The organism is Chitinophaga sp. HK235, assembly GCF_018255755.1.
GTDB lineage: Bacteria > Bacteroidota > Bacteroidia > Chitinophagales > Chitinophagaceae > Chitinophaga.
In genome coordinates this window covers 3698087-3720885 of sequence record NZ_CP073766.1, presented here as the reverse complement: position 1 = coordinate 3720885, position 22799 = coordinate 3698087, and the positions used below count along the sequence as shown (strand labels likewise).

The 22799-nt window shown below is 47.9% G+C and carries 18 protein-coding genes; 13 read left to right on the top strand and 5 right to left on the bottom strand.

Going from position 1 to position 22799, the window contains the following annotated elements:
- Window positions 1-140: 140 nt before the first annotated feature.
- From KD145_RS13250 to KD145_RS13240, 3 genes are all read right to left on the bottom strand, one after another.
- Window positions 141-482, bottom strand: a complete 342-nt coding sequence (locus KD145_RS13250) for a hypothetical protein (protein ID WP_212006345.1) — start codon at window positions 480-482, stop codon at window positions 141-143.
- 11 nt (window positions 483-493) lie between these two features.
- A complete protein-coding gene (locus tag KD145_RS13245) occupies window positions 494-4543 on the bottom strand; it encodes an RHS repeat-associated core domain-containing protein (RefSeq protein WP_212006344.1) in 4050 nt (1349 codons plus the stop codon).
- Window positions 4544-4729: 186 nt separating this feature from the next.
- Window positions 4730-5779, bottom strand: coding sequence for an NAD(P)-dependent alcohol dehydrogenase (locus KD145_RS13240; protein ID WP_249219819.1), 1050 nt, complete (start codon window positions 5777-5779; stop codon window positions 4730-4732).
- A 73-nt stretch (window positions 5780-5852) separates the two neighbouring features.
- Here KD145_RS13240 and KD145_RS13235 point away from each other — a divergent pair, with 73 nt between their 5' ends.
- The 6 genes from KD145_RS13235 to KD145_RS13210 all read left to right on the top strand — a co-directional run bounded on the left by KD145_RS13235 (window position 5853) and on the right by KD145_RS13210 (window position 13646).
- Window positions 5853-6995: an FAD-binding oxidoreductase gene (locus KD145_RS13235; RefSeq protein WP_212006343.1), complete on the top strand. Its 1143-nt coding sequence runs from the start codon at window positions 5853-5855 to the stop codon at window positions 6993-6995.
- A gap of 194 nt (window positions 6996-7189) precedes the next feature.
- Window positions 7190-8866, top strand: a complete 1677-nt coding sequence (locus KD145_RS13230) for a sodium/sugar symporter (RefSeq protein WP_212006342.1) — start codon at window positions 7190-7192, stop codon at window positions 8864-8866.
- Window positions 8867-8886: 20 nt separating this feature from the next.
- A complete protein-coding gene (locus KD145_RS13225) occupies window positions 8887-10377 on the top strand; it encodes a xylulokinase (RefSeq protein ID WP_212006341.1) in 1491 nt (496 codons plus the stop codon).
- Window positions 10378-10400: 23 nt separating this feature from the next.
- On the top strand, window positions 10401-11729 hold the full coding sequence (gene xylA / locus KD145_RS13220; RefSeq protein WP_212006340.1) for a xylose isomerase: 1329 nt from the start codon (window positions 10401-10403) through the stop codon (window positions 11727-11729).
- Window positions 11730-11808: 79 nt separating this feature from the next.
- Complete coding sequence (locus KD145_RS13215) at window positions 11809-12753, top strand: aldose 1-epimerase (protein WP_212006339.1); 945 nt, start codon at window positions 11809-11811, stop codon at window positions 12751-12753.
- 176 nt (window positions 12754-12929) lie between these two features.
- Window positions 12930-13646: a carboxypeptidase-like regulatory domain-containing protein gene (locus tag KD145_RS13210; protein WP_212006338.1), complete on the top strand. Its 717-nt coding sequence runs from the start codon at window positions 12930-12932 to the stop codon at window positions 13644-13646.
- Between the two features lie 76 nt (window positions 13647-13722).
- Here the strand turns inward: KD145_RS13210 and KD145_RS13205 are convergent, their stop codons facing one another.
- Both KD145_RS13205 and KD145_RS13200 read right to left on the bottom strand, forming a co-directional pair.
- Entirely contained in the window at window positions 13723-14805 is a 1083-nt protein-coding gene (locus KD145_RS13205) for a S1C family serine protease (protein ID WP_212006337.1), read from the bottom strand.
- A gap of 24 nt (window positions 14806-14829) precedes the next feature.
- On the bottom strand, window positions 14830-15405 hold the full coding sequence (locus tag KD145_RS13200) for an RNA polymerase sigma factor (RefSeq protein WP_212006336.1): 576 nt from the start codon (window positions 15403-15405) through the stop codon (window positions 14830-14832).
- 134 nt (window positions 15406-15539) lie between these two features.
- Here KD145_RS13200 and KD145_RS13195 point away from each other — a divergent pair, with 134 nt between their 5' ends.
- From KD145_RS13195 to aroA, 7 genes are all read left to right on the top strand, one after another.
- Window positions 15540-15779 (top strand): hypothetical protein, encoded by a 240-nt coding sequence (locus KD145_RS13195; protein ID WP_212006335.1) that lies wholly within the window; start codon window positions 15540-15542, stop codon window positions 15777-15779.
- A 641-nt stretch (window positions 15780-16420) separates the two neighbouring features.
- Window positions 16421-17245 (top strand): prephenate dehydratase, encoded by an 825-nt coding sequence (locus KD145_RS13190; protein WP_212006334.1) that lies wholly within the window; start codon window positions 16421-16423, stop codon window positions 17243-17245.
- A 21-nt stretch (window positions 17246-17266) separates the two neighbouring features.
- Window positions 17267-18430, top strand: a complete 1164-nt coding sequence (locus KD145_RS13185; protein ID WP_212006333.1) for a pyridoxal phosphate-dependent aminotransferase — start codon at window positions 17267-17269, stop codon at window positions 18428-18430.
- Entirely contained in the window at window positions 18427-19269 is an 843-nt protein-coding gene (locus KD145_RS13180; RefSeq protein ID WP_212006332.1) for a prephenate dehydrogenase, read from the top strand. Before KD145_RS13185 ends, KD145_RS13180 begins: the two co-directional genes overlap by 4 nt.
- Before the next feature lie 35 nt (window positions 19270-19304).
- A complete protein-coding gene (locus KD145_RS13175; RefSeq protein ID WP_249219818.1) occupies window positions 19305-20408 on the top strand; it encodes a chorismate mutase in 1104 nt (367 codons plus the stop codon).
- Between the two features lie 29 nt (window positions 20409-20437).
- Window positions 20438-21463 (top strand): 3-dehydroquinate synthase, encoded by a 1026-nt coding sequence (gene aroB / locus KD145_RS13170; protein ID WP_212006331.1) that lies wholly within the window; start codon window positions 20438-20440, stop codon window positions 21461-21463.
- Window positions 21464-21502: 39 nt separating this feature from the next.
- The gene (aroA, locus tag KD145_RS13165) at window positions 21503-22771 is read left to right on the top strand and encodes a 3-phosphoshikimate 1-carboxyvinyltransferase (RefSeq protein WP_212006330.1); all 1269 of its coding nucleotides are present in this window, start codon (window positions 21503-21505) and stop codon (window positions 22769-22771) included.
- Window positions 22772-22799: the final 28 nt, after the last annotated feature.

The window sequence follows — 22799 nt, the reverse complement described above, 5'->3', positions numbered from 1 at the left end:
CACTCAATAAAAAAGCTCGCCGCCATCGCCATATTCTTGGCGTTTCGGATTTTTTTATTGTAGATATTCATTGCTTCTGCCAGCATAATAGTTATTTCAATGCAAATAGCCCCGATAGGGAGCTTACCTGGAATCAGTATTTATAGGATAGATTTAATCCAATTAAATACTTTTTGGGCAAACTTTGATTTGTCAATTTCTTTAGGAAGAACCAAGGTTATTCTATTGCGATCAGAAGAGTATTTACTATTAAACATTACCATAAAAGGGCCTTCTCCGGAGCCTCTGAGGGTATAAAATCCTTTTTCATCCATAAGCCGGAACATTTTTTCATCTTTAGAAACAAAAATGTCTGTTGTTTCATCTTCGTTATCTACTACATAATATGGGTTATCCCAGAATGTGAGAGAGTCTTTCATTTTTTGGATGAAAACGTCTTGACTTTCTTTGGTATATAAAATATAATCTATTCCTGTAATCATAAATTTGTAATTTATCTGCAAGGAGTAACTCCATGCCTTAAGACATTTTCCTTTGGTACTTCAAGGTCTCCCTCTATAAATTTAATAAACTCACCTCGATCTCCCTTGATAGACTTTAATTTAGAATCATCAATTTGAAATTCAAAGAAATGAGATGATTTTTCCCCGGTAAGACCTAGTTTCTTAAATCCATTTGTTGATTGAGATAATACCTCAGGAGATTTGGGTGTTACATAGACTCCTTTCGGATGCCCTTTAACCGGAGAACTGGCTTTAAATTTTATAGGGTTTTGAGACCGAATAGCGTTATAATTCTTTTTGCTTGTGTAGTGGTAAACCGTGACTAATTTTAATCCAAATGGGTCTATCTGTGTGTTGTTATCATGTACATATGAATAAAAGTTAAGATTTTCTCCATCCAGCCCAAGGGGGTCCTGACTGATGTATATGCCCGCAGATGCATCGTAATACCGAAAACGGTTGTAGGCTAACCCTGTTTCAACGTCTTCATATTGCCCGGCATACCGGAAAGGGATAAAATATTTGTCGCCTCGTAAGGTGTGGACCTGGCCATAAATATCCATATCGGCAGCCCACACTTTATTCCCGGTTTCATCATAGGCTTCGCAGGGAGTTCCGAGGTGATCTCCAATAATGGAATAACGTTGCTGTCCGGTAATTTTAGCTGACAGGGTAAAGTTATCATCTTCAAAAACCCAGGTGGTGAGAGTATCCAGGGGTATAGGTTCCGGATAGCTCCATTCAATTTCCCCATATTCATTGATGGTAACACGGGGACGCTCTGCTTCCGGATATGTCCATTCATGAAGGGGAACATCGGCATTCCATATGAATCTGGTAATCCGGTTCTTTAAGGTTTTTTCTGTTCTCCTTCCTAGTGCATCATACCGGAAAGACACCGTGGATCCGTCGGGCCGGGTGACTGCCTCCAACAGACCATTGGCATACCAGCGATATTCCCAGGTGGTCGGAGTGATGCCTGCAACCACTATTTTACGGATCAGGTTTCCTTCGTCATCGTAGGTGTAGCGTGCCTGGTTCGTTTCCAGCAGTCTGCCTCCCGCACTGTATTTCCTATCCTGCCGGGTGGCTGTCTCAAACAGATTGCCGGTACGGTCCGGGCTGCGGTAACCGGTTTGCCCGTTTTCATACTGCGCCCATGTCAGCCGGTTCTCTGCATCGTAGCCATATTTTCTTAGTTGCTGGTTCAACATGTTCAGCACCTGTTTCAACCGGTGGTGGCTATCCCAGAGGTATTGCCGGTGTCGGGTGATGTGCTCATTGACGCTCACCTTATGGGATGATGCCATGCCTGCGCTGCCGTAGTTCCAATAACCGTTAACGTTACCCGGTAGATACCGCGCGATTTCCTGACCCAACAGATTTCTTTCAATCCGGGCGGTCCAGTCGTCTTCCTGGCCGGTTGTCCTGGCAAAGATGCCGGTGAGCCCATTGATATTGTTCCAATCAAAACGGATATTGGCGCCGATACTGCTTGTAACGGAGATACGGCAGCCGGCTGCATCGAAACGGCTGTTGACCAGATGGCCATCCTGCCATTCAGATACTACCCGTCCCCGTTGATCACGCTGAAAACGGACCGTGCTATATTGGTTGATGGCCTCTGTCATAGCCCCATTACGGTCGTAGCCGAAGGTCTCCCAGCTACCATCATGTTGTTCGGTCCGGATGATTTTCCCGTTGCTGTCATATTCAAGCTGGGTCCATTTGTTGCCCGGACGTTGAATACGGATGATTTTCCCGGCGCTGTCCCGTTGATAATGCCGGACTAGTCCGTCAAAACCGGTATCACTGATCATATTGCCGTTGGCATCGCGAGTGATACGGTAAGTTTCTCCCTGTTCGTTTACCACGCCGGTCAGGTCTTCTTCTTTATCATAGATAAATTGGACGCTGGTACCATTTTCTTCCCGTCGTTTGATTTTGCCGAGTGGTGTATAGGAAAGACATATCTGGCGTTCTTTGTCCTGAATGAGGGTTATGTCGTCATAGGCATCGTATTGGACCTGTACATGATTGCCTCCTCCCAGTCTGAGTTCCGTTGCCCTGTCCAGCAGATCGTAACGGATTTCTTGTTTGGCATCCAACGGGCTGGTCATGGTGATGCATCTGCCCCATCTGTCATAGATCCATGTCGTTCGGCTGTCATCTGGCATAAGGACACTGGTGAGGTTAAAATCATCGTCATAACTTAACAGGGTTGCCTGCCCATCTTCTGTTTCAATTTTATGAAGAAGGTTTTGTGCATTATATCGGTGTATGCTGATACGACCGATGGATTCAGTAATAGTGTGTATCTGGCTGTTTCCCCCGTAGTAGACATAGGTCCGGCTGTTACCGGTGGCATCCTCTTCCAGTATGGTCCTGCCGGAAGTATCATAGAGCGTGGTTTGGGTACTGCCATCCGGCAACACCACACTGGTCCTGTTCCCCAACTCATCATACGTATATCCGGTAACATTACCCTCTGGGTCTATCCCCCGGTACAACTCCATATCTTCCGTATATTCCAGGAAAGTGGAATTACCCAGTGCGTCTTTTATCTGCGATACCACAAAATCCGCTGTGTAATAGTAGGTGGTAGTACCTTTGGTATTGGTGATACGATTAAAACCCTCTGCCGGCTGATATTCCAGCCATCCTTCCAGTAGCCCTTCATCACCGGTGGTGTGAATACAACGACCTTTTTTATCATACTCCCAGTAAAAAGAGGCTCCATTGCGGTCTGTTTTCTTTACCATCAGATGGTCACGGTAATGCATATACGTTATCTGACCTAATGGATCAATCAGTTCGGAAAGGTCCCCGGCCTCATTATAGGCGTAACGTACCAGTTCTCTTTTCTCTCCTTTGTGGTGAGCTATAACACAGGTGATACGACCGGCGTTGTCGCTGTCGATAGTCAGGTGTCGGCCGGCACTGTCTATAATCCGCAGCAGATGCCCGGCACTGTTGTAATGAAAGCTGATCATAAATCCTCTTTCATCTGTAATGCTGATCAGGCGGTATTGCTTGTCTGCAGGATGTAGCTTGCGGAAAGTACAGGTTTGCCGGTTTTCGTAGCTGAAAAGCGTGTATTCTTCTATGTTAGCTCTGGTAAGTAGTAACTGTTCATGTCTGTTATATTCACTGTTGCCGGGGTAGGACAATGTATCAAACAACGCGCTGCGGCCATCTCCCAGTAGTGCCACTGTAGCATCTTCTTCAGGAAATTCCTGTATACGAAGATCATAACCCAGGTGAGTGCCATGCCCCAGCAGCCCTTCAAAAGGACTATCGCTGTTCCAGGAGCGCTCCCATTTCAGCGGGATAGGACCTGGCAGTTCAAAGTCGCAACCATCATAGATAACGATACCCTGTACCAGATCTACAGGCTCAAAACCTTTCTTGCAGAGCGCTTTGCTGAGTTTATTGCTGCCGATCTTATTTTTCAGGGCATGATTGAATTTTGTAAGTGCCTTCTTGCCAGCTTTTCCCAGTCCCTTCATCAGTGCGCCGAAACCATACGACATCATCAGGTTTAATAACACACCTGCCCAGTCCGGAACGTAAGGGCCCCCAACCATCACAGGCTTTCCGAAAGACAGTGGTATGGAATAGGAAGTAGGCAGATACAGGCTGGGAATAGGAATGAATTTTTTACCAGGCGAAAGAGACAAAGGCATGCCGATATCATTGCAGGTCATCAGCATATGTCCGGAAGGGCTCATGAGGTTACCCTCCACTTTTACTTTTTTACTGCCGTAGAAATTCACTGAATCATGTCCTATCATCGGGGCCATCAGGAAAGGTCCTCCCATTGGGATATGGACCAGAAACACCAGCTTCCCGCTGGTATCACTTTTGCCGCGGGGAACATGATTTATTTTGGTGGTGGCGCCAATGAAAGGCACATAATCCATCGGATCTATCACCAGCCCGATGTAGGGGTGGGGCAGGGGAACAGGAAAACCCAGCAGGATGACAATATGAATGTCGAGTCCAATCACCGGGGTAAAGTGCTTATTACTGACAAGCATGTTGATATGGTTTACAAGCCATGGGGCAAGGGTGTAACAATAAAGGAACGGTAGAATAAATATAAGAAATGCCCGGGGCTTAAAAAATTAAAACCGATGATTTTTCATGAATTCCAAAATGGGGAAAAATAAAAGGAGGCAGGCTATTCACCTGCCTCCGTATAGGCGTTGTAGTGTTTTTGAGGACTATTTTTTCAGACTCGCGATATCGATCACAAACCGGTATTTCACATCTCCTTTCAGCATTCTCTCGTAAGCGTTGTTGATATCTTTGATATCAATCACTTCCACATCACTGGTGATACTGTGTTCTGCACAATAGTCCAGCATCTCCTGTGTTTCGCGGATACCACCAATCAGGGACCCTGCAATGCTACGGCGGCCCATGATCAGGTGGAAAGCCGGTACGGCAGAAGGTTCTGGTGGTACGCCAAGGCAGATCATGACACCGTTCAGTGTCAGCAGATTGAGGAAAGGACTGTAATCATGCGGAGCAGACACCGTGTTGATGATGAAATCAAATTTGTTGCGCAGTCGTTTCATCTGTTCTTTATCCTTTATCAGGGCAAAGTGATGGGCTCCCAGTCTTTTGGCATCTGCTTCCTTGGAAGGGGAGGTGCTCAGCATGGTAACTTCAGCACCGAAGGAAGCGGCCAGTTTTACAGCCATATGTCCCAATCCGCCAAGGCCCAGTACAGCTACTTTGTGACCTGGACCCACTTTCCAGTGACGCAGCGGAGAATACGTGGTGATACCGGCGCAGAGCAGGGGAGCTACTCCTTCCAGTGGTAATTTATCAGAAACTTTCAGGGTATATTTTTCATCTACTACGATCTCGGTGGAATATCCGCCATAGGTAGGTGTCTGACGGTCCATCTCGGTACCATTGTAGGTGCTGGCGTTGCCCTGGTGGCAATACTGTTCTTCACCAGCCTTGCAGGGATCGCATTCCCGGCAGGAGTCCACAAAACAACCGATACCGGCCAGGTCGCCTACTTTAAACCGTGTCACATGCTCGCCTGTCTTTACGATCCTCCCTACAATCTCATGGCCGGGTACCATCGGATAGATGGAGCCGCCCCATTCATCTTTTACCTGATGTATATCTGAATGGCAAACGCCACAATACAGGATCTCGATTTGTACATCATGCGGACCTACTGCTCTTCTTTGAAAATTCCAGGGTCCCAGCGGGGTGGTAGCACTCTGTGCCGCGTAAGCTTTGGTTTCAATCATGGTCAAATTGATTTTTGTGTTTCTAAGCTACTGCTTTTTAAGCAGGATTATGATGATTGATTAACTTAGTAGTATGTTAAGTTATTGGGAAAAGCAAAGTCTGCTTCAATACGACTACATCATCGCCGGAAGCGGTATTGTCGGGCTGTCGGCTGCTATCAGCCTGAAAGAGCGTCAGCCCGCGGCTCGTGTGCTGGTACTGGAACGGGAGGTGCTGCCTACCGGTGCCAGTACTAAAAATGCAGGATTTGCCTGTATCGGCAGCCTCACGGAAATACTGGAAGACCTGCAAACCATGCCGCCGGAAACGGTGCTTAATCTGGTATCTATGCGCCTGGCTGGTCTGCGGCTGTTGCGTCACCGCCTCGGTGATGAACGTATTGGCTACAGGGAAAACGGTAGTTATGAGTTGATAGGTCCCAGAGAAGAATGGGCGCTGGGCCAGCTGGAGGAGGTCAACCGACTGCTGGGTAGTATACTGGAGGAGACGCCCGCTTTTTCTCCTGCCAATGAAAAGATCAGCAGCTTTGGCTTTGCCACCGGCCATGTAAAAGCCATGGTCCGCAACAACTACGAAGGAGAAATCCACACCGGTAAGATGATGCGGGCGCTGATAGACAAAACCATCGCCATGGGCGTGGAAATAAAGACCGGCTGCCGGATCGAACGCATGGAAGACCTGCATACAGGCGTCAACGTGATAGTGGCCAACCATACCCTGAAAGAAGATATTATCTTCCAGGCTCATAAGTTACTGGTATGCACCAACGCTTTTACCGGACAGCTGCTGCCACAGCTGGAGCTAACACCCGGAAGAGGGCAGGTGCTCATCACCGAACCCGTGCCCGGACTGCCTTTTAAAGGAATTTTCCACCTGGAGGAAGGGTATTTTTATTTCAGAGAGCTGGATGGACGGGTATTGCTGGGCGGCGGCCGCCAGCTGGACTTCCCCGGGGAAACATCCACCGATTTCAGATTCAACGACCGCATTCAGCACGAACTGGAAGAAATGCTCCGTCATATTATACTGCCGGGGCGGCCTTTTACCATCGCCGACCGCTGGACCGGCATCATGGCCTTCGGCAATACCAAACAACCTATCGTCCGCGCCTATACGGACAATATCATCCTCGGCGTCCGCATGGGTGGCATGGGCGTGGCTATTGGCTCTATTGTCGGGGATAAAATTGCAGCCATGGCCCTTGAACAAAAATAAAATCCCTTTGCCCCCGTTTTTTTGTTAATGGACTTTGATAGGAAATTTAAATGTATAAATTTAATCTCCCGGGAACCGCAGTAAAAGGCTGCGGTTTTTAGTTTTAGCATTTTTATGTTGTCATAAGTGTATTAAATACATTTATTTCACTATATTGATCCGCTAAATTTATTAAAAACCACGTTTGAACATTTATGCAACCAAACTTACTTCACTACGTTGATTACCTGGTATTCCTGGTATATTTTGTAATAGTGGCCGGCTACGGGTATTATATCTATCAAAAGAAAAAGAAGGCAACAACAGATTCCAAAGACTTTTTCCTGGCGGAAGGGTCACTCACCTGGTGGGCTATCGGTGCCTCCCTGATCGCCTCCAACATCTCGGCAGAACAGTTCATCGGTATGTCCGGCTCCGGTTTTGCTATGGGTCTGGCCATTTCCACCTATGAATGGATGGCTGCTGCCACGCTCATTGTGGTGGCGGTGTTTTTCCTGCCCATCTATCTGAAAAACAAGATCTATACCATGCCTCAGTTTCTGGAACGCAGGTATAATCAAACGGTGAGTACTATCATGGCAGTGTTCTGGTTGCTCCTCTATGTTGTGGTAAACCTTACTTCTATCCTGTACCTGGGTGCACTGGCTATCAATAAAATTTCAGGCATCAACTTCTACGCCTGTATGGTGGCATTGTCCTTCTTTGCAGTGCTGATTACACTGGGCGGTATGAAGGTGATTGGTTATACAGACGTTATTCAGGTGTTTTTCCTTATCCTGGGTGGTCTGGCCACTACTTACCTGGCACTGGACCTGGTGGCACAGCATTTCGGCCAGAGCGGTGTGCTCAAAGGTTTCAGCCTCCTGCATCAGCATGCCGATGATCATTTTCACATGATCTTTAAGAAAGACCAGCCACATTATCTGGACCTACCGGGACTCAGTATACTCATTGGCGGTATGTGGATCGTTAACCTGAACTACTGGGGCTGTAACCAGTACATTACACAACGCGCACTGGGTGCAGATCTTAAGACTGCCCGCAGCGGTCTGCTGTTTGCCGGTTTCCTGAAACTGCTGATGCCGGTGATCGTGGTATTACCGGGTATCGCTGCTTATGTGTTGTACCAACAAGGATTGTATCATGCTGAGATGCTGAAGGATGGCTCCCTGAACCCCGACAATGCTTACCCTGTATTGCTCAATCTCCTGCCCATTGGCCTCAAAGGTTTGGCTTTTGCAGCCCTGACCGCCGCTGTGGTAGCCTCTCTGGCAGGTAAAGCCAACAGTATTTCCACCATTTTCTCACTGGATATTTATAAGAAGATATACAACAAAGACGCTGACGAAAACAAAATCGTAAGTGTAGGACGTACAACCGTTATCATCGCTATGGTGATCGCCATCGTATTATCCAATTTCCTCGGTATCGATAAAAAAGGCGGCTTCCAGTTCATTCAGGAATATACCGGTTTCGTATCTCCCGGTGTTTTCGCCATGTTTGTGATGGGCTTCTTCTGGAAACGCACAACCTCTAACGCCGCACTGTTTGCGATGATAGCCGGCCTGCTGATGTCTTTCGTGCTGAAATTCCTGCCGATGTGGGTAAACCTGGAGCCACTGTATCAGTTTGGCTGGGCTGCCCCCAATGCGGCCGGTTTATATGAAATGGCCTTCATCGACCGCATGGGCGTAGTGTTTGTTATTTGTGTGGTAGGTATGATCATCATCTCCCTGGCCGATCCCGCCAGCAAAAACAATCCAAAAGGACTGGCAATAGACGGCAGCATGTTTAAAACAGCGATGCCCTTTACCATTGGTGCATTGTTTATCATTGGTATCCTGATTGCCTTGTATACCGTATACTGGTAATCGCAAATCCCGTAGTTCCCATGTATTTCATCGGTTATGATATTGGTTCTTCTTCAATAAAAGCAGCTTTACTGGACGCCGGTAGTGGCAGATGCCTCGCATCTGCCACCAGCCCTTCCAGGGAAATGCCCATACAGGTGCTGCACCCGCACTGGGCAGAACAAGACCCTGAAAGCTGGTGGCTGGAAATCATACATGCCACACAGTTGTTGCAACGCCAGTATACATTTGATCCGGCCATGGTAAAAGGAATAGGCATTGCCTACCAGATGCATGGCCTGGTTTGTGTAGACAAAGACCTGCAGGTGTTACGCCCTGCCATCATCTGGTGTGACAGCCGCGCCGTAGATATCGGCAACAGCGCTTTCACCGCATTGGGCAAAGAGTATTGCCTCTCGCATCTGCTCAACTCCCCCGGCAATTTCACCGCTTCCAAACTGCGCTGGATACACGAAAAAGAGCCTCATCTCTATGAACGAATCCATAAAATAATGCTGCCCGGCGATTTTATCGCCATGAAACTCACAGGAGAAGCCTGCACCACCGTGTCGGGCCTCTCTGAAGGCACTTTCTGGGACTTCCCCGGCAATACCGTCAATACCAGGCTACTGGATTATTACGGGATAGACCGGCAACTGCTTCCTGATCTGGTACCAACTTTCGGGATACAGGGGGAACTGACCACTGCCGCTGCCGCAGTCCTGCAGCTGAAAGCCGGCACTCCGGTTACCTACCGTGCCGGAGATCAGCCCAACAATGCCTTTGCGCTCAACGTACTCCAGCCCGGCGAAGCCGCTACCACGGCAGGTACCTCCGGTGTGGTATATGCTGTGCATGATAAACATACTTTCGACCCTAAAAGCAGGGTCAATACTTTTGTACATGTGAACAACGATGTACACCACACCAGAGATGGTGTGCTCATGTGCCTTAACGGCACTGGTATTGCCAACAGCTGGCTGCGCAACATGATCGGAGAGATCAGTTATCCCGATATGAATACCATCGCCCTCCAGGCACCGGTAGGATCGGATGGACTGCTGGTATTTCCTTTTGGAAACGGCGCAGAAAGGATCCTGGGAAATAAAAGTACAGGCGCTACCGTTAGCCACCTCGATTTTAACCGGCATAGCCAGGCGCATATGATGAGAGCCGTACAGGAAGGTATCGTATTCGGACTGAACTATGGTCTGGATATTATGTCCGAAATGGACCTCACTATTCATCGGGTAAGAGCCGGCAACGCTAATATGTTCCTCAGCCCGCTGTTCCGCGAGGCATTTGCCAATACGGCCAATGTGGTCATCGAACTGTATGATACAGACGGAGCACAGGGTGCTGCCCGCGGCGCCGCCGTAGGAGCGGGTTATGTTCCTCTCAAAGAAGCACACCGTGGCATGCAGTGCCTGGCGGTGATAGAACCAGACGCCCGGTTGCTGTCACATTACCGGGATGCATATGGTCACTGGCTGGCAGGACTGCGCGCACTCATGTGTAACGGTGACCTGTAAACGATATTTTAAAATCCACTTTTATGAGTATTACACTTGGAAACCATGAGTATTTTAAGAACATCGGGAAAATAAGTTATGAAGGGCTGCAGTCAGACAATCCGCTGGCTTACCGCTGGTACGACGAAAACCGCCTCATAGCAGGTAAAACCATGAAGGAGCTCTTCCGCTTCGCGGTATCCTATTGGCATACCTTCTGTGGCACTGGCGGCGATCCTTTCGGACCCGGCACCAAACACTTCCCCTGGCTGGTATCGCAAGACCCTATGCAGAGCGCCTTTGATAAAATGGACGCTGCTTTTGAATTCATCACCAAAATGGGCCTGCCTTATTATTGTTTCCATGATATAGACCTCGTGGATGAAGGCGCTACCATCGCTGAATATGAAAGCAGGATGCAGCAGATCGTTGACTACGCCAAACAAAAGCAGGATGTCAGCGGTGTGAAACTCCTCTGGGGTACCGCTAATGTGTTTAGCCATCCCCGTTATATGAACGGCGCAGCTACCAACCCCGATTTCGCCGCACTGGCCCACGCCGGTACGCAGGTGAAAAACGCGCTGGATGCCACCATCGCCTTAGGCGGCGAAAATTATGTGTTCTGGGGTGGTAGAGAAGGATATATGAGCCTGCTCAATACCAATATGAAACGCGAACAGGAACACCTGGCCCGCTTTCTCTCCATGGCCCGTGACTACGCCCGTAAACAAGGCTTTAAAGGAACGTTCTTCATCGAACCCAAACCTTGTGAGCCTACCAAACACCAATATGACTATGACAGCGCCACAGTGATCGGCTTCCTCCGCCATTATGGACTGGACAAAGACTTCAAGCTGAATATTGAAGTTAACCACGCTACGCTGGCCGGCCATACCTTCCAGCATGAATTGCAGGTGGCTGCAGATGCCGGTATGCTGGGTAGCATCGATGCCAACCGCGGCGATTACCAGAACGGTTGGGATACCGACCAGTTCCCCATCAACCTCAATGAGCTGGTGGAAAGTATGCTTGTTATCCTCGAAGCTGGCGGATTTGCCGGTGGTGGCGTTAACTTCGATGCCAAAACACGCCGCAACTCCACCGACCTGGAAGATATCTTCCATGCACATATCGGCGGTATCGATACCTTTGCCAGAGCGGCTATCATTGCAGAAAAAGTACTGACGCAAACAGCCTATAAAAAATTCCGTGCCAACCGTTACGCTTCCTTCGATTCCGGCAAGGGAAAAGCATTTGAAGAAGGCCAGCTGACACTGGAAGATCTTCGTAGTTTCGCTATCTCCAACGGAGAGCCGGCACAGACCAGCGGTAAACAGGAATGGCTGGAAAATATTATCAACGGATGTATATAATTCATAAAGCCCCGGCACAGCAACAGAAAGCAATTACGGGGCTTTAGAAGGAAACCTTATGGGAACAAAACAATGAACAATGACAATTAAGAATTTTCACGAAGCAGGATTTGACATCATTGCACTCACAGATGACAGCACCGGTACCCAGGTAGAAATTGTGCCGGCCCATGGTGCATTGTTGCATGCTTTTAAAGTACAGCGTGAAGGCAAAACCATCAACCTGATAGATAGTTATAGCAGCCTCCAGGACCTGGAAGATAACCTCCGTGTCAGCTTCAAAAGTGTAAAACTGAGCCCTTTTGCCTGCCGTATCAAAGATGCGGCTTATCAGTGGGAAGGCAACTCCTATAGCATTGAAAGAACAATTGCCCCCGGCAATGCCATCCATGGACTGTTGTACGATGCAAAGTTTACAGTGGCCGCACAACAGGCTTCCGAACAGCAGGCTTCTGTAACGCTGACTTATAGTTTTAAGGAAGAAGATACAGGTTATCCCTTCAGCTACGACTGCCTGGCCACCTATACACTGCATGCCGGCAATGAGCTGGAGATCAGTACCAGGGTAATCAACCGCAGTCAGACATCCATTCCGGTAATGGACGGATGGCATCCGTATTTTACCACCGGTACACCCGTAGATGAGCTGACGCTGACATTCGCTTCCAAAGAAATTGTGGAGTTCGACGCCAAACTGATTCCTACCGGCAGAGTACTGCCCTTTACAGAATATGTGAATGGTAAAAAGCTGACTGGTGTAGAATTGGATAACTCTTTTGTGCTGGATTTTTCTCATGCCCAGCCATTGGCTGCACTCCATGATCCAGTAAAAAATATCCGCATCGACTTTTTCCCGGGCAACAACTATCCGATTCTGCAGATATACATTCCGCCACACCGCAACAGTATTGCGGTAGAAAATCTGAGTGGAGCACCAAATGCCTTTAATAATGGTCTCGGGCTCGTAACACTCGCCGTTGGCGAAAGCAGGGTTTTTGATACCAGAATTAAGGTAACTGTCTGATGTTTAACCTAAAATAAAAATAATGCAGTCCTCCGGTAAATAGCCGGAGGATTTTTGTTTTCACAACCCATCAATTTATTTAATTTGTGGGCTGGAAAGGATATGAACAATGTATACACTGTAATGGTTGTTCAGGTAGAGGAAGGATAGTCAGGAATAAAAACATTTTCAATTTTATGAAGGTTCTCTTACGTACACTGGTGCTGGGCTGTATCGCAGGCTTATTGTTTCCCTCTCTGGCAAAAGCGCAGGTGATTGTAACCGGGCAGATCGCAGACAGTAATAAGCTGGTACTGCCGTTTGCCACCGTTACCAATATCACTACCGGCAAACATGCGTTGTCAGACCAGGGTGGTTTTTACAGGATTGAGGCTTCCCGGAATGATAAAATAGCTTTCTCATTTGTGGGGTATCTCTCAGATACTGTCAGGGTTACCCAAGCCACCGGTACACAAACGATCAATGTCAAACTGGTGGTAGCCAGCCGTTTCCTGAAAGGGGTGGAGATCTCATCGCAGTATACACCGTATCAGATAGACTCCGTCGAACGCCGCCGGGAGTACGGTTATCTGCTGGACCAGCCTAACAAGCCGCTGGCTGGGGGAAGTACCCCACAGGGAGCTGGCATTGTGTTCAGCCCGATTACCCGTTTCTCCAAAGGTGAAAGACAAAAACGGCAGTTCAAGAAAAATTATGAGGAAATGGAGCGGGAAAAATATATAGACTCCCGTTTTACACCGGTGCTGGTAAACCAGGTGACCGGACTGAAAGGCGATTCGCTCCAGCTGTTTATGCGTGATAATTATCCGGACTACAATACCATGAGGGCTCTGGGCCACAACGACTTCCTGTACTGGATCACAGACAGGTACAAGGCATGGATCAAAAAATAAATGCAAAGAAAAAGGGTGAAGAACAAGCCGAAGTCTTCACCCTTTTGATTGATATATGCTATTGTGTTGAAAAACCTTAGTTATACACCTTCACCATATATACAAAGTCTTCCAGTTTCTTGATCTGGTCTACCCTGTTTAAGCCTTCCAGATGGCTTTTATGGCCCCATTCCTTTTTAACGCCTTTATCTTTGGGCATTTCATCCAGGAGGCGTTTCAGATGAGCTGATTTCACTGCAAAGGCGATACCATCGGAAGTGGTTTGTTTGCCGGTAACGATACCTACCACATCGCCGGCATTGTCTAACAGCGGTGCGCCACTGTTGCCGGGATTAACCGGGATAGATACCTGATAGGCGGTAGTGTCGCCGTTGAAACCGGTTTTGGCGCTGATATATCCTTTGCCGTAAACGATTTCATCGCGGGGGAAGCCCATCGTGAATACTTCTTCACCCAGTTTTACACTTTGTGGTTTTAAAGTGTAGGGGAGAGGCTGGCTTTTGAAGCTGGAATCAGAGATTTTGAGGACAGCCAGGTCGCTGGAGATATCTTCAAAGACGCTGACTGCTTTAAAAGCTTCACCTTTATTGTTCTGTACGTATACGGAATCGGCGCCGGACACTACATGATAGTTAGTTACAATGTAACCATTACCGGATACAGCGAAACCGGTACCGCCATAAGTGCCGGGGTTTACCGGAGCTTTGTTCTTATTATTAATATCGTTGATGAGTGCATTCTGGGAACGCTGAATATTGTTCAGGACCCTTCTTACATCTTCATACTGGGCAGTAGATTTGTTTTTGGCTGCGTTCTGCAGTACTGCAATGGTAGACAGAGATGTCACCAGAGCGATGCAGGCTGCGGCGGCCAGGTTGGTGATGGTTCTGCGACGGATGGATATCCTTTTGGCAGTAAGAGTAGCCTCCTGTGCCTGTTTACGCAGGGTAGGCATATCCAGCTGTTCGTGTATTTTGTTCATTTTAGCCTGGAGCGACTGACGCTGGCCAAAATGTTGCAGCTGCTGCAGGAAAAACTGTTGCTCTTCTACCTGACGGTTGATTTGCGGATTGTTTTTACGCAGTTCATCGAAAACGGCTTTCTCCTGTCCGCTCATCTCTCCTTCGAGGTAACGTTCAATTTCACGTAGTAGATTCATATCTTCTTTCATGGCCGTTGCTGCTTATAATGATGTATTGTACTTTTCAAAAAATAACTTCTTCAGTCGCATCAGACACTTGTACTTCTGGTTTTTGGCATTTTCGGCATTGGTATATCCGAATTTGTCTGCTATTTCCTGCATAGATTTCTTACGCAGATAATAATCTTCCAGAATTGTCTTGCAGGGTTCTCCGATACTCTCCATGGCGCCTTCCATAATACGGAACTGTTCGTCTTTGGCAGAGTGATCGTCTAATGCTTCTGTAGCCGGAATAATTTCCTCCATTTCCGGAGGGATGGAATAAAGCCCATAAGTGCTTTGTACCTTCTTTAACCAGATATGGCGGCAAACGGAGTAAAGAAAAGTTTTTAACCGGCTGGTCAGGTTAAAACCACCTTCGCAAGCCTTTTCATATAAAACGATAATCGCTTCCTGGAAAACATCCTTTGCATCATCTTCGCTGCCATTATGTTGTAAAATCATGCGCAGCACAGCCGGAAAGTTCTCTGAATAGATGGTTTCCAATGACTTATCATCGCTCCTTGCCAGTCCCAGCAATAATTCCCTGTCTCTTGTTATGTCTTGATGTTGCTTCACTCTTAATACTATTATTAGGCATTTGGTAACCCAAAGTACCGAAAAAAAAATTTTTTAAAAGTTTGGGTTACCTTTTGGGTGATCCCGGTATAAAGGTTAAATCATTCAAAAAAACACCTTAAATTATTTGTACGATGAAGAACGTAATTAAACTCGGTTTCCTGGCTCTCTCTTTCGGTCTGTTCGCTGTAGCTTGTGGTGGTGGCGAAAACAAAACTGCTACTGACTCTACTGCTACTAACGCTGCTGCTATCGATTCAGCTGCTGCTAAAGTTGACACTGCTGCTGCTAAAGTTGACTCCGCTGCTGCTAAAGTTGACTCCGCTGCTGCTGCTGCTGCAACTAAAGTTGACTCTGCTGCTGCTCACCACTAATCAGACAATTCTGACTTAAAAACCGCAAGGTTTTATATAAACCGCTATGGTTCAAGCCATAGCGGTTTTTTTTATGCCTTTTTATTTAATACTGATGAGCTGGTTATTTTGTTTTTTTCAGAAATGATGCCCTTTCCCCTGTTTTTATAGCACCACTGCCCCCTATTTTTCAGTGAAATTAGAATTATTTCAATAAATGCCCTTATTATTTAAAAATATGTATTTTTTGTGTCTGCCGCTTGGATAATTAAAACCGTGATGTACTTTTGTAAGGCATTCAAAGCAACATCAAATCAGATCATGACTACACAAACGACTTTTGGATTTTTTGGCTTTTATTATTTCTGGTACCAGGAATAGGGAGGTCGTTTGTAAGTAGAAAATATAAAAAACTACGAAAAGGCCTCCCGAAAGTCGGGAGGCCTTTTTAATTACTCAATTATCGTAATATGTTAAACCGCAACTTTAGTACTTATTATTTTTATTACTTCTTTTATGCGAAGAAGACAGGGACTCGTTTGCAATAAACATACTTTACATAAAAGTTTACCAGGCAAAAGGGTCCCGCAAGCGGGGCCCTTTCTGTTTTAAATAGCTAGTTGCTGTAGCAACTATAAATAAATAAAATCAATTCAATACACATGAAAATTGCCATACAAGGGTTTGAAGGTGCTTTTCACCAGATCGCAGCACAGAGCTTCTACGGAAAGAATACCAGCATTGAAGCTTGCGCTACTTTTAGCGAACTGGTACGTAAAGTTAAGCAGGACCCGGGCGTGGATGCCGGTATCATGGCCATCGAAAATTCTATCGCAGGCAGCATTTTACCTAATTACAGCCTCCTCAAAAACTCAGGCCTGCACGTAACCGGTGAAGTGTACCTGCAGATCAACCAGCACCTGATGGTGCTGCCCGGTCAGACTCTGGAAGATATCCGTGAGGTACATTCCCATCCCATGGCTCTTTTACAGTGTATCGACTTTCTGGAGAAACACCCGCATATCAAACTGGTGGAAACCGAAGATACCGCCCTCAGCGCCAAACACGTCCGTCAGAAAAAACTGAAAAGTGTAGCCGCCATCGCCGGTAAACTGGCCGCTGAAATCTATGAACTGGATATCATCGAGCCCAACATCCAGACCAACAAAAACAACTATACCCGTTTCCTGGCGCTGTCCCGTACTGCCGTACCCACCGCGCCGGATGCCAATAAAGCCTCTGTTTATTTTCATACCAGCCATGAGCGCGGCTGCCTGGCCAAAGTGCTGACCAAAATAGCTGACGCCGGTATTAACTTATCCAAGCTGCAGTCCTTTCCCATCCCGGCAAAAGAATGGAACTATTACTTCCACGCCGATATGGAATTTGATTCTCCGGCACACTTCGAAAAAGCGCTCGAAAAAATAGCGCCGCTCACAGAAAATCTGAAAGTGCTGGGCATCTACAAAAAAGGAAAAACACATTAATCAGTTTCAGAAATCAGGAATATGCAGATACAGGTTGCTAAAAGATTACAGGGAACAGAAGAATACTACTTCTCCAAAAAACTGCGGGAAATAGATGAGATGAACCAGAACGGTACCAGGGTCATTAATCTGGGTATCGGAAGTCCGGATCTGCCTCCACACCCTTCTGTGGTGGCCGCGCTCCATGAACAGGCTGCCTTGCCCAATACCCACGCGTACCAGGGCTACAAAGGTATCCCCGCTTTACGCAAAGCCATGGCCGACTGGTATCAGCACTATTACCAGGTGACATTAAATCCCGATACGGAAGTGCTCCCGCTCATCGGCTCCAAAGAAGGTATCATGCACATATGCATGACCTACCTCCAGGCCGGCGATGAAGCACTGATCCCTAACCCGGGATACCCCACCTACCGCTCTGCTGTCAACCTCAGTGGTGCTACTGTGGTGGATTACGACCTGGTAGAAGCCAACGGCTGGCTCCCTGATCTGGACGCCCTGGCACAAAAAGACCTCAGCCGTGTAAAGCTGATGTGGGTCAACTACCCGCATATGCCCACCGGTGCTAAGGTCAACAAGGCTTTCGCAGCAAAACTGATCGCCTTCGCCAAACAGCATAATATCCTGATCTGCCACGATAATCCGTACAGCTTCATCCTCAACGAACAGCCGGAAAGCCTGTTGCAGTTTGAAGGTGCACGCGACGTGGTACTGGAGCTCAACTCACTCAGCAAATCCTCCAACATGGCCGGCTGGCGCGTAGGTATGCTGGTAGGTAAAGCCGAATGGATCGCTGAAGTGCTTCGCTTCAAAAGCAATATGGACTCCGGTATGTTCCAGCCTTTACAGATGGCTGCCGTTAAAGCACTGCAACTGGGTAAAGACTGGTACGACGGTCTCAATAATATCTACCGCGCACGCCGCGAAAAAGTATTCCAGCTGCTGGACCTGCTGCAATGCACCTACGATAAAAACCAGGTGGGCATGTTTGTCTGGGCCAAAATACCGGATACTTACGATAACGGCTACACGCTCAGTGATGAAGTGTTACACAAAGCCCGGGTATTTATCACACCAGGTGGCATTTTCGGAAGTAACGGTAACGGCTATATCAGAGTAAGTCTCTGTCAGGATGAAAAAGTTTTCCAGGAAGCCATTGACCGTATTAAAACAGCGATAAAATGATTGTAACAATAATAGGAACAGGTTTAATAGGCGGCTCGCTGGCCATCACCCTTCGGGAAAAGGGAGTGGCAGAGCGGATCATCGGGGTAGATCAGCACGAATCGCATCTGCAGCGGGCTAAAGAGCTGAACATCATCGATGAAGGTATGACGCTCGACGATGCCATGCAATGCTCCGACCTGATCATACTGGCCATCCCCGTAGATGGTGTGCTGCAGGTACTGCCCACACTCATGGACAAGGTACGGCCCAACCAGGTGATCATGGACGTAGGTTCCACCAAACAAAAAATACTGCAACTCGTTGCCGGTCATCCCAATCGCGGCCGTTTTGTAGCAGCCCACCCGATGGCCGGCACCGAGTATTCCGGCCCCGATGCTGCTGTACGTAACCTGTTCGTACATAAAACCATGGTGCTCTGCGATGTTAAAAACAGTGATGAAGATGCCCTCGAAATGGTAGAGGATATGGTAGACAAACTGCAGATGCGCACTGTATACATGAATGGAGAAGAACACGATCTGCATACAGCTTACGTGTCGCATATCTCCCACATCACCTCTTTTGCACTGGCACTGACCGTACTCAAGAAAGAAAAAGAGTCAGGCCGCATTTTTGAACTGGCCAGCGGTGGTTTCGAATCCACTGTACGTCTCGCTAAAAGTTCACCAGACATGTGGGTGCCGATCTTCAAACACAACCGTGGCAATGTGCTCGACGTACTGGACGAACATATCCATCAGCTGCAGCAGATGAAATCATTGCTGGAAGCAGAAGACTACGACACCTTTTACAAACTGATTCAGAAATCCAATAAAATCAGGAAAATCCTGAAATAAACATAAATTCTAACAATCTACTTAACTTCAATACTATGGTACAGACAATGGAAGAAATATTATCCAAAACCAAATTCTCAGATCCTTCATCTGACAAAAAGCCGCTGATCATCTCCGGTCCCTGCAGCGCTGAAACAGAAGAGCAGGTACTGGCTACCGCGCTGGAATTGCAAAAAACCGGCAAGGTAGACGTACTGCGCGCCGGCATCTGGAAACCCCGCACCCGTCCGGGCTCTTTCGAAGGTATCGGTACCAAAGGCCTCGCCTGGCTGCAGAAAGCCCGCGAACTCACTGGTCTGCCGCTGGCCGTGGAAGTAGCTACCGCTAAACAGGTGGAAGATGCACTGCACTTTGGTGTGGATATCCTGTGGGTAGGAGCCCGAACCACAGTAAACCCCTTCTCTGTACAGGAAGTAGCTGACGCACTCAAAGGGGTAGACACTACCGTGTTGATCAAAAACCCGATCAACCCTGACCTGGAACTGTGGATCGGTGCTGTGGAAAGAATCCAGAAAGCCGGTATTAACAAAGTTGGTCTTATCCACCGCGGTTTCTCCAGCTACGGTAACACTCAATACCGTAATGCTCCCATGTGGCATCTCGCTATCGAACTGAAACGTCGTATGCCGGAACTGCCGATGATCTGCGACCCCAGCCACATCTCCGGCCGCCGCGACATCCTGCAGGAAGTATCTCAGGAAGCAATCGACCTGGATTACGACGGTCTCATGCTCGAAACACACGTAGATCCGGACAACGCTTGGAGCGATGCCAAACAACAGGTAACTCCTTCCAAACTGGCTGAACTGCTTGATGGCATCGTTTGGAGAAGAGAACATACTGATAAAAAAGACTTCAATACCGCCCTGGAAAAACTGCGTGCACAGATCAATCAGGTAGACGATGAAATCATGCTGCTGCTGGGCAACCGTATGAAAATCGCCGAAAAAATCGGTATGTACAAAAAGGAAAACAATATCACCATCCTGCAAACCAATCGCTGGAATGAGATCCTGGAGCGCAACATCGCAAAAGGTGAAAAACTGGGCCTGACCAAAGAATTCATCCTGAAATATTTCGATGCAGTGCACCTGGAATCCATCAACCGCCAGAACAGGGTGATGAACGAAGAAAAATAACAGCGTACGCTGACAGCTAAATTCAATGAATGAAAAAGCTTACCAATAACTTTCAGCAGCAGGCCACTACCTATCTGATGGGCGAGAGCCTGCTGCAGTTGGGAAACCATGTAGACCGCAACCGGTCAGTACTGGTGATAGATGAAAATGTGGAAAGACTGCATGGTCATCACCTGCACGACTGGAAAAAAATTGTGGTGCCCGCAGGCGAAGAAGTGAAAAACATGGCCACCGTGGAAAGGATCATCGACGGACTGATTGCCCATGAGGCAGACCGTAAGACCACCCTGGTAGGCATTGGCGGCGGAATGATCACCGACGTGGCCGGCTTCGCTGCCAGCATCTACATGAGAGGCATTCCATTCGGCTTTGTGCCCTCCACCTTACTGGCGCAGGTAGATGCATCCATCGGCGGTAAAAACGGCGTAAGCCATGGCAAACATAAAAACCTGCTCGGCACTATCCGCCAACCGGAATTTATCCTCTTTGACTATGCGCTGCCGCTGACCATGCCTGATGAGGAATGGCATAACGGCTTCGCCGAAATCATCAAATACGCCTGCATCATGGATGCGGGACTGTTTGACTATCTCGAAGTCAACCGCGAAAAGGCGCTCGCCAGAGATGTGGCAGTGCTCGAATACCTCGTGGAGAAATCAGTAGCGGCTAAAACCAAAGTAGTGCTGGAAGATGAGTTTGAGACAGGCCCGCGCCGCTGGCTCAACTTCGGGCATACGCTGGGGCATGCGGTTGAAAAGCTGGAACATATGGCCCATGGTAAAGCCGTCGCTATCGGCATGGTAGCAGCTGCACGCTTCTCTGAAAAACTGATGGATTTCCCCAACGAACAAACCCTGCGGCTGATAGAGCTCATCAGCGCTTACCAGCTGCCGGTGGCGTTTACTTCTGATAAGGAAGCTGTGTTTGACATCTTCAAGCTGGACAAAAAGCGGGAAAAAGACGCCATCCATTTTGTACTGCTGGAGAAAATAGGGAAGGCTACTACCATGCCTGTTCCTATTGCAGACCTGAAACTGCTGCTGCAGGAGTTGTAATTATTTTTCTAAACATTTAAAGGCGGACCACATATACATATGCAAGTTACTGTATCACCAGGCATCATTAAAGGCACGGTTACGGCCAACCCTTCCAAAAGTGCGATGCAGCGTGCTGTTGCGGCAGCGTTGCTGGCAAATGGCACCAGTATCATCCGTAATCCCGGCCTGAGCAACGATTGCCTGGCAGCACTCGAAGTAGCGGAAAACCTCGGTGCCCGAATAAAAAGAACAGACGATCATTTCGAAATCACGAGCAACGGTGTAAAACCGTTTTACGATGAAATCAACTGCGGAGAGTCCGGTCTTGGTATCCGTATGTTTACGCCGATAGCTGCCCTGGCTGCTGTTCCCATCACCATCGTTGGACATGGCAGTCTCACTACCCGGCCTATGCATTTCTTTGAAGAAGTGCTGCCACAGCTGGACGTAAAATGTACCACCCAGGAAGGTAAACTGCCACTGCATATACAGGGTCCGTTACAACCTAAAAATATTACCATCGACGGTTCCCTGAGCTCTCAGTTCCTCACCGGCCTGCTGATGGCCTACGGCGCTGCTGCAGAAGATGTGACCATCACCGTTAAAGATCTTAAAAGTAAACCATACATTGCGTTGACCCTGCAATTGATGGCACACTTCGGCGTACAGGTGAAGGAAGAGAACTTCGAAACATTCAGCTTTGGTAAAAAACAGTCCTATAACGCTACCGACTATACGGTGGAAGGTGACTGGAGTGGTGCTGCCTTTTTGCTGGTAGCAGCTGCTGTGGCCGGAAAAGCGGAAGTACAGCATTTGAATACCGCTTCTGCCCAGTCAGATAAGGCTATCCTGGAAGCACTGGAAAAGGCTGGCACTCACATACTGCCGGGCATGTTTACAGTGAATATTCAGAAAAACGGACTCAAAGCCTTTGAAATAGACGCTACCGACTGTCCAGATCTGTTCCCGCCACTGGTAGCATTGGCGGCTAACTGTAACGGTACTACGAAAATAAAAGGCGTGAGCCGCCTCGCACATAAAGAGAGCGACCGCGGTCTTACCCTGCAGCAGGAGTTTGGTAAAATGGGCATCCGTATAGACCTTCAGGGTGATGACATGCTGGTGCATGGCGGTACCGGCATCAAAGGTGCACAGGTACATTCCCACAACGACCACCGCATTGCCATGGCCTGCGCCGTAGCGGCCCTTACCGCCGCCGGCCCCGTAGTCATCGAAAATGCAGAAGCTGTCAACAAATCCTATCCGGAATTTTACGACCACCTGCAGCTGTTGGGTGGCAAAATAGCTGTGGAAGCCAACAGCTAACGGGTACTTTTTTAATTCAATTTAAATC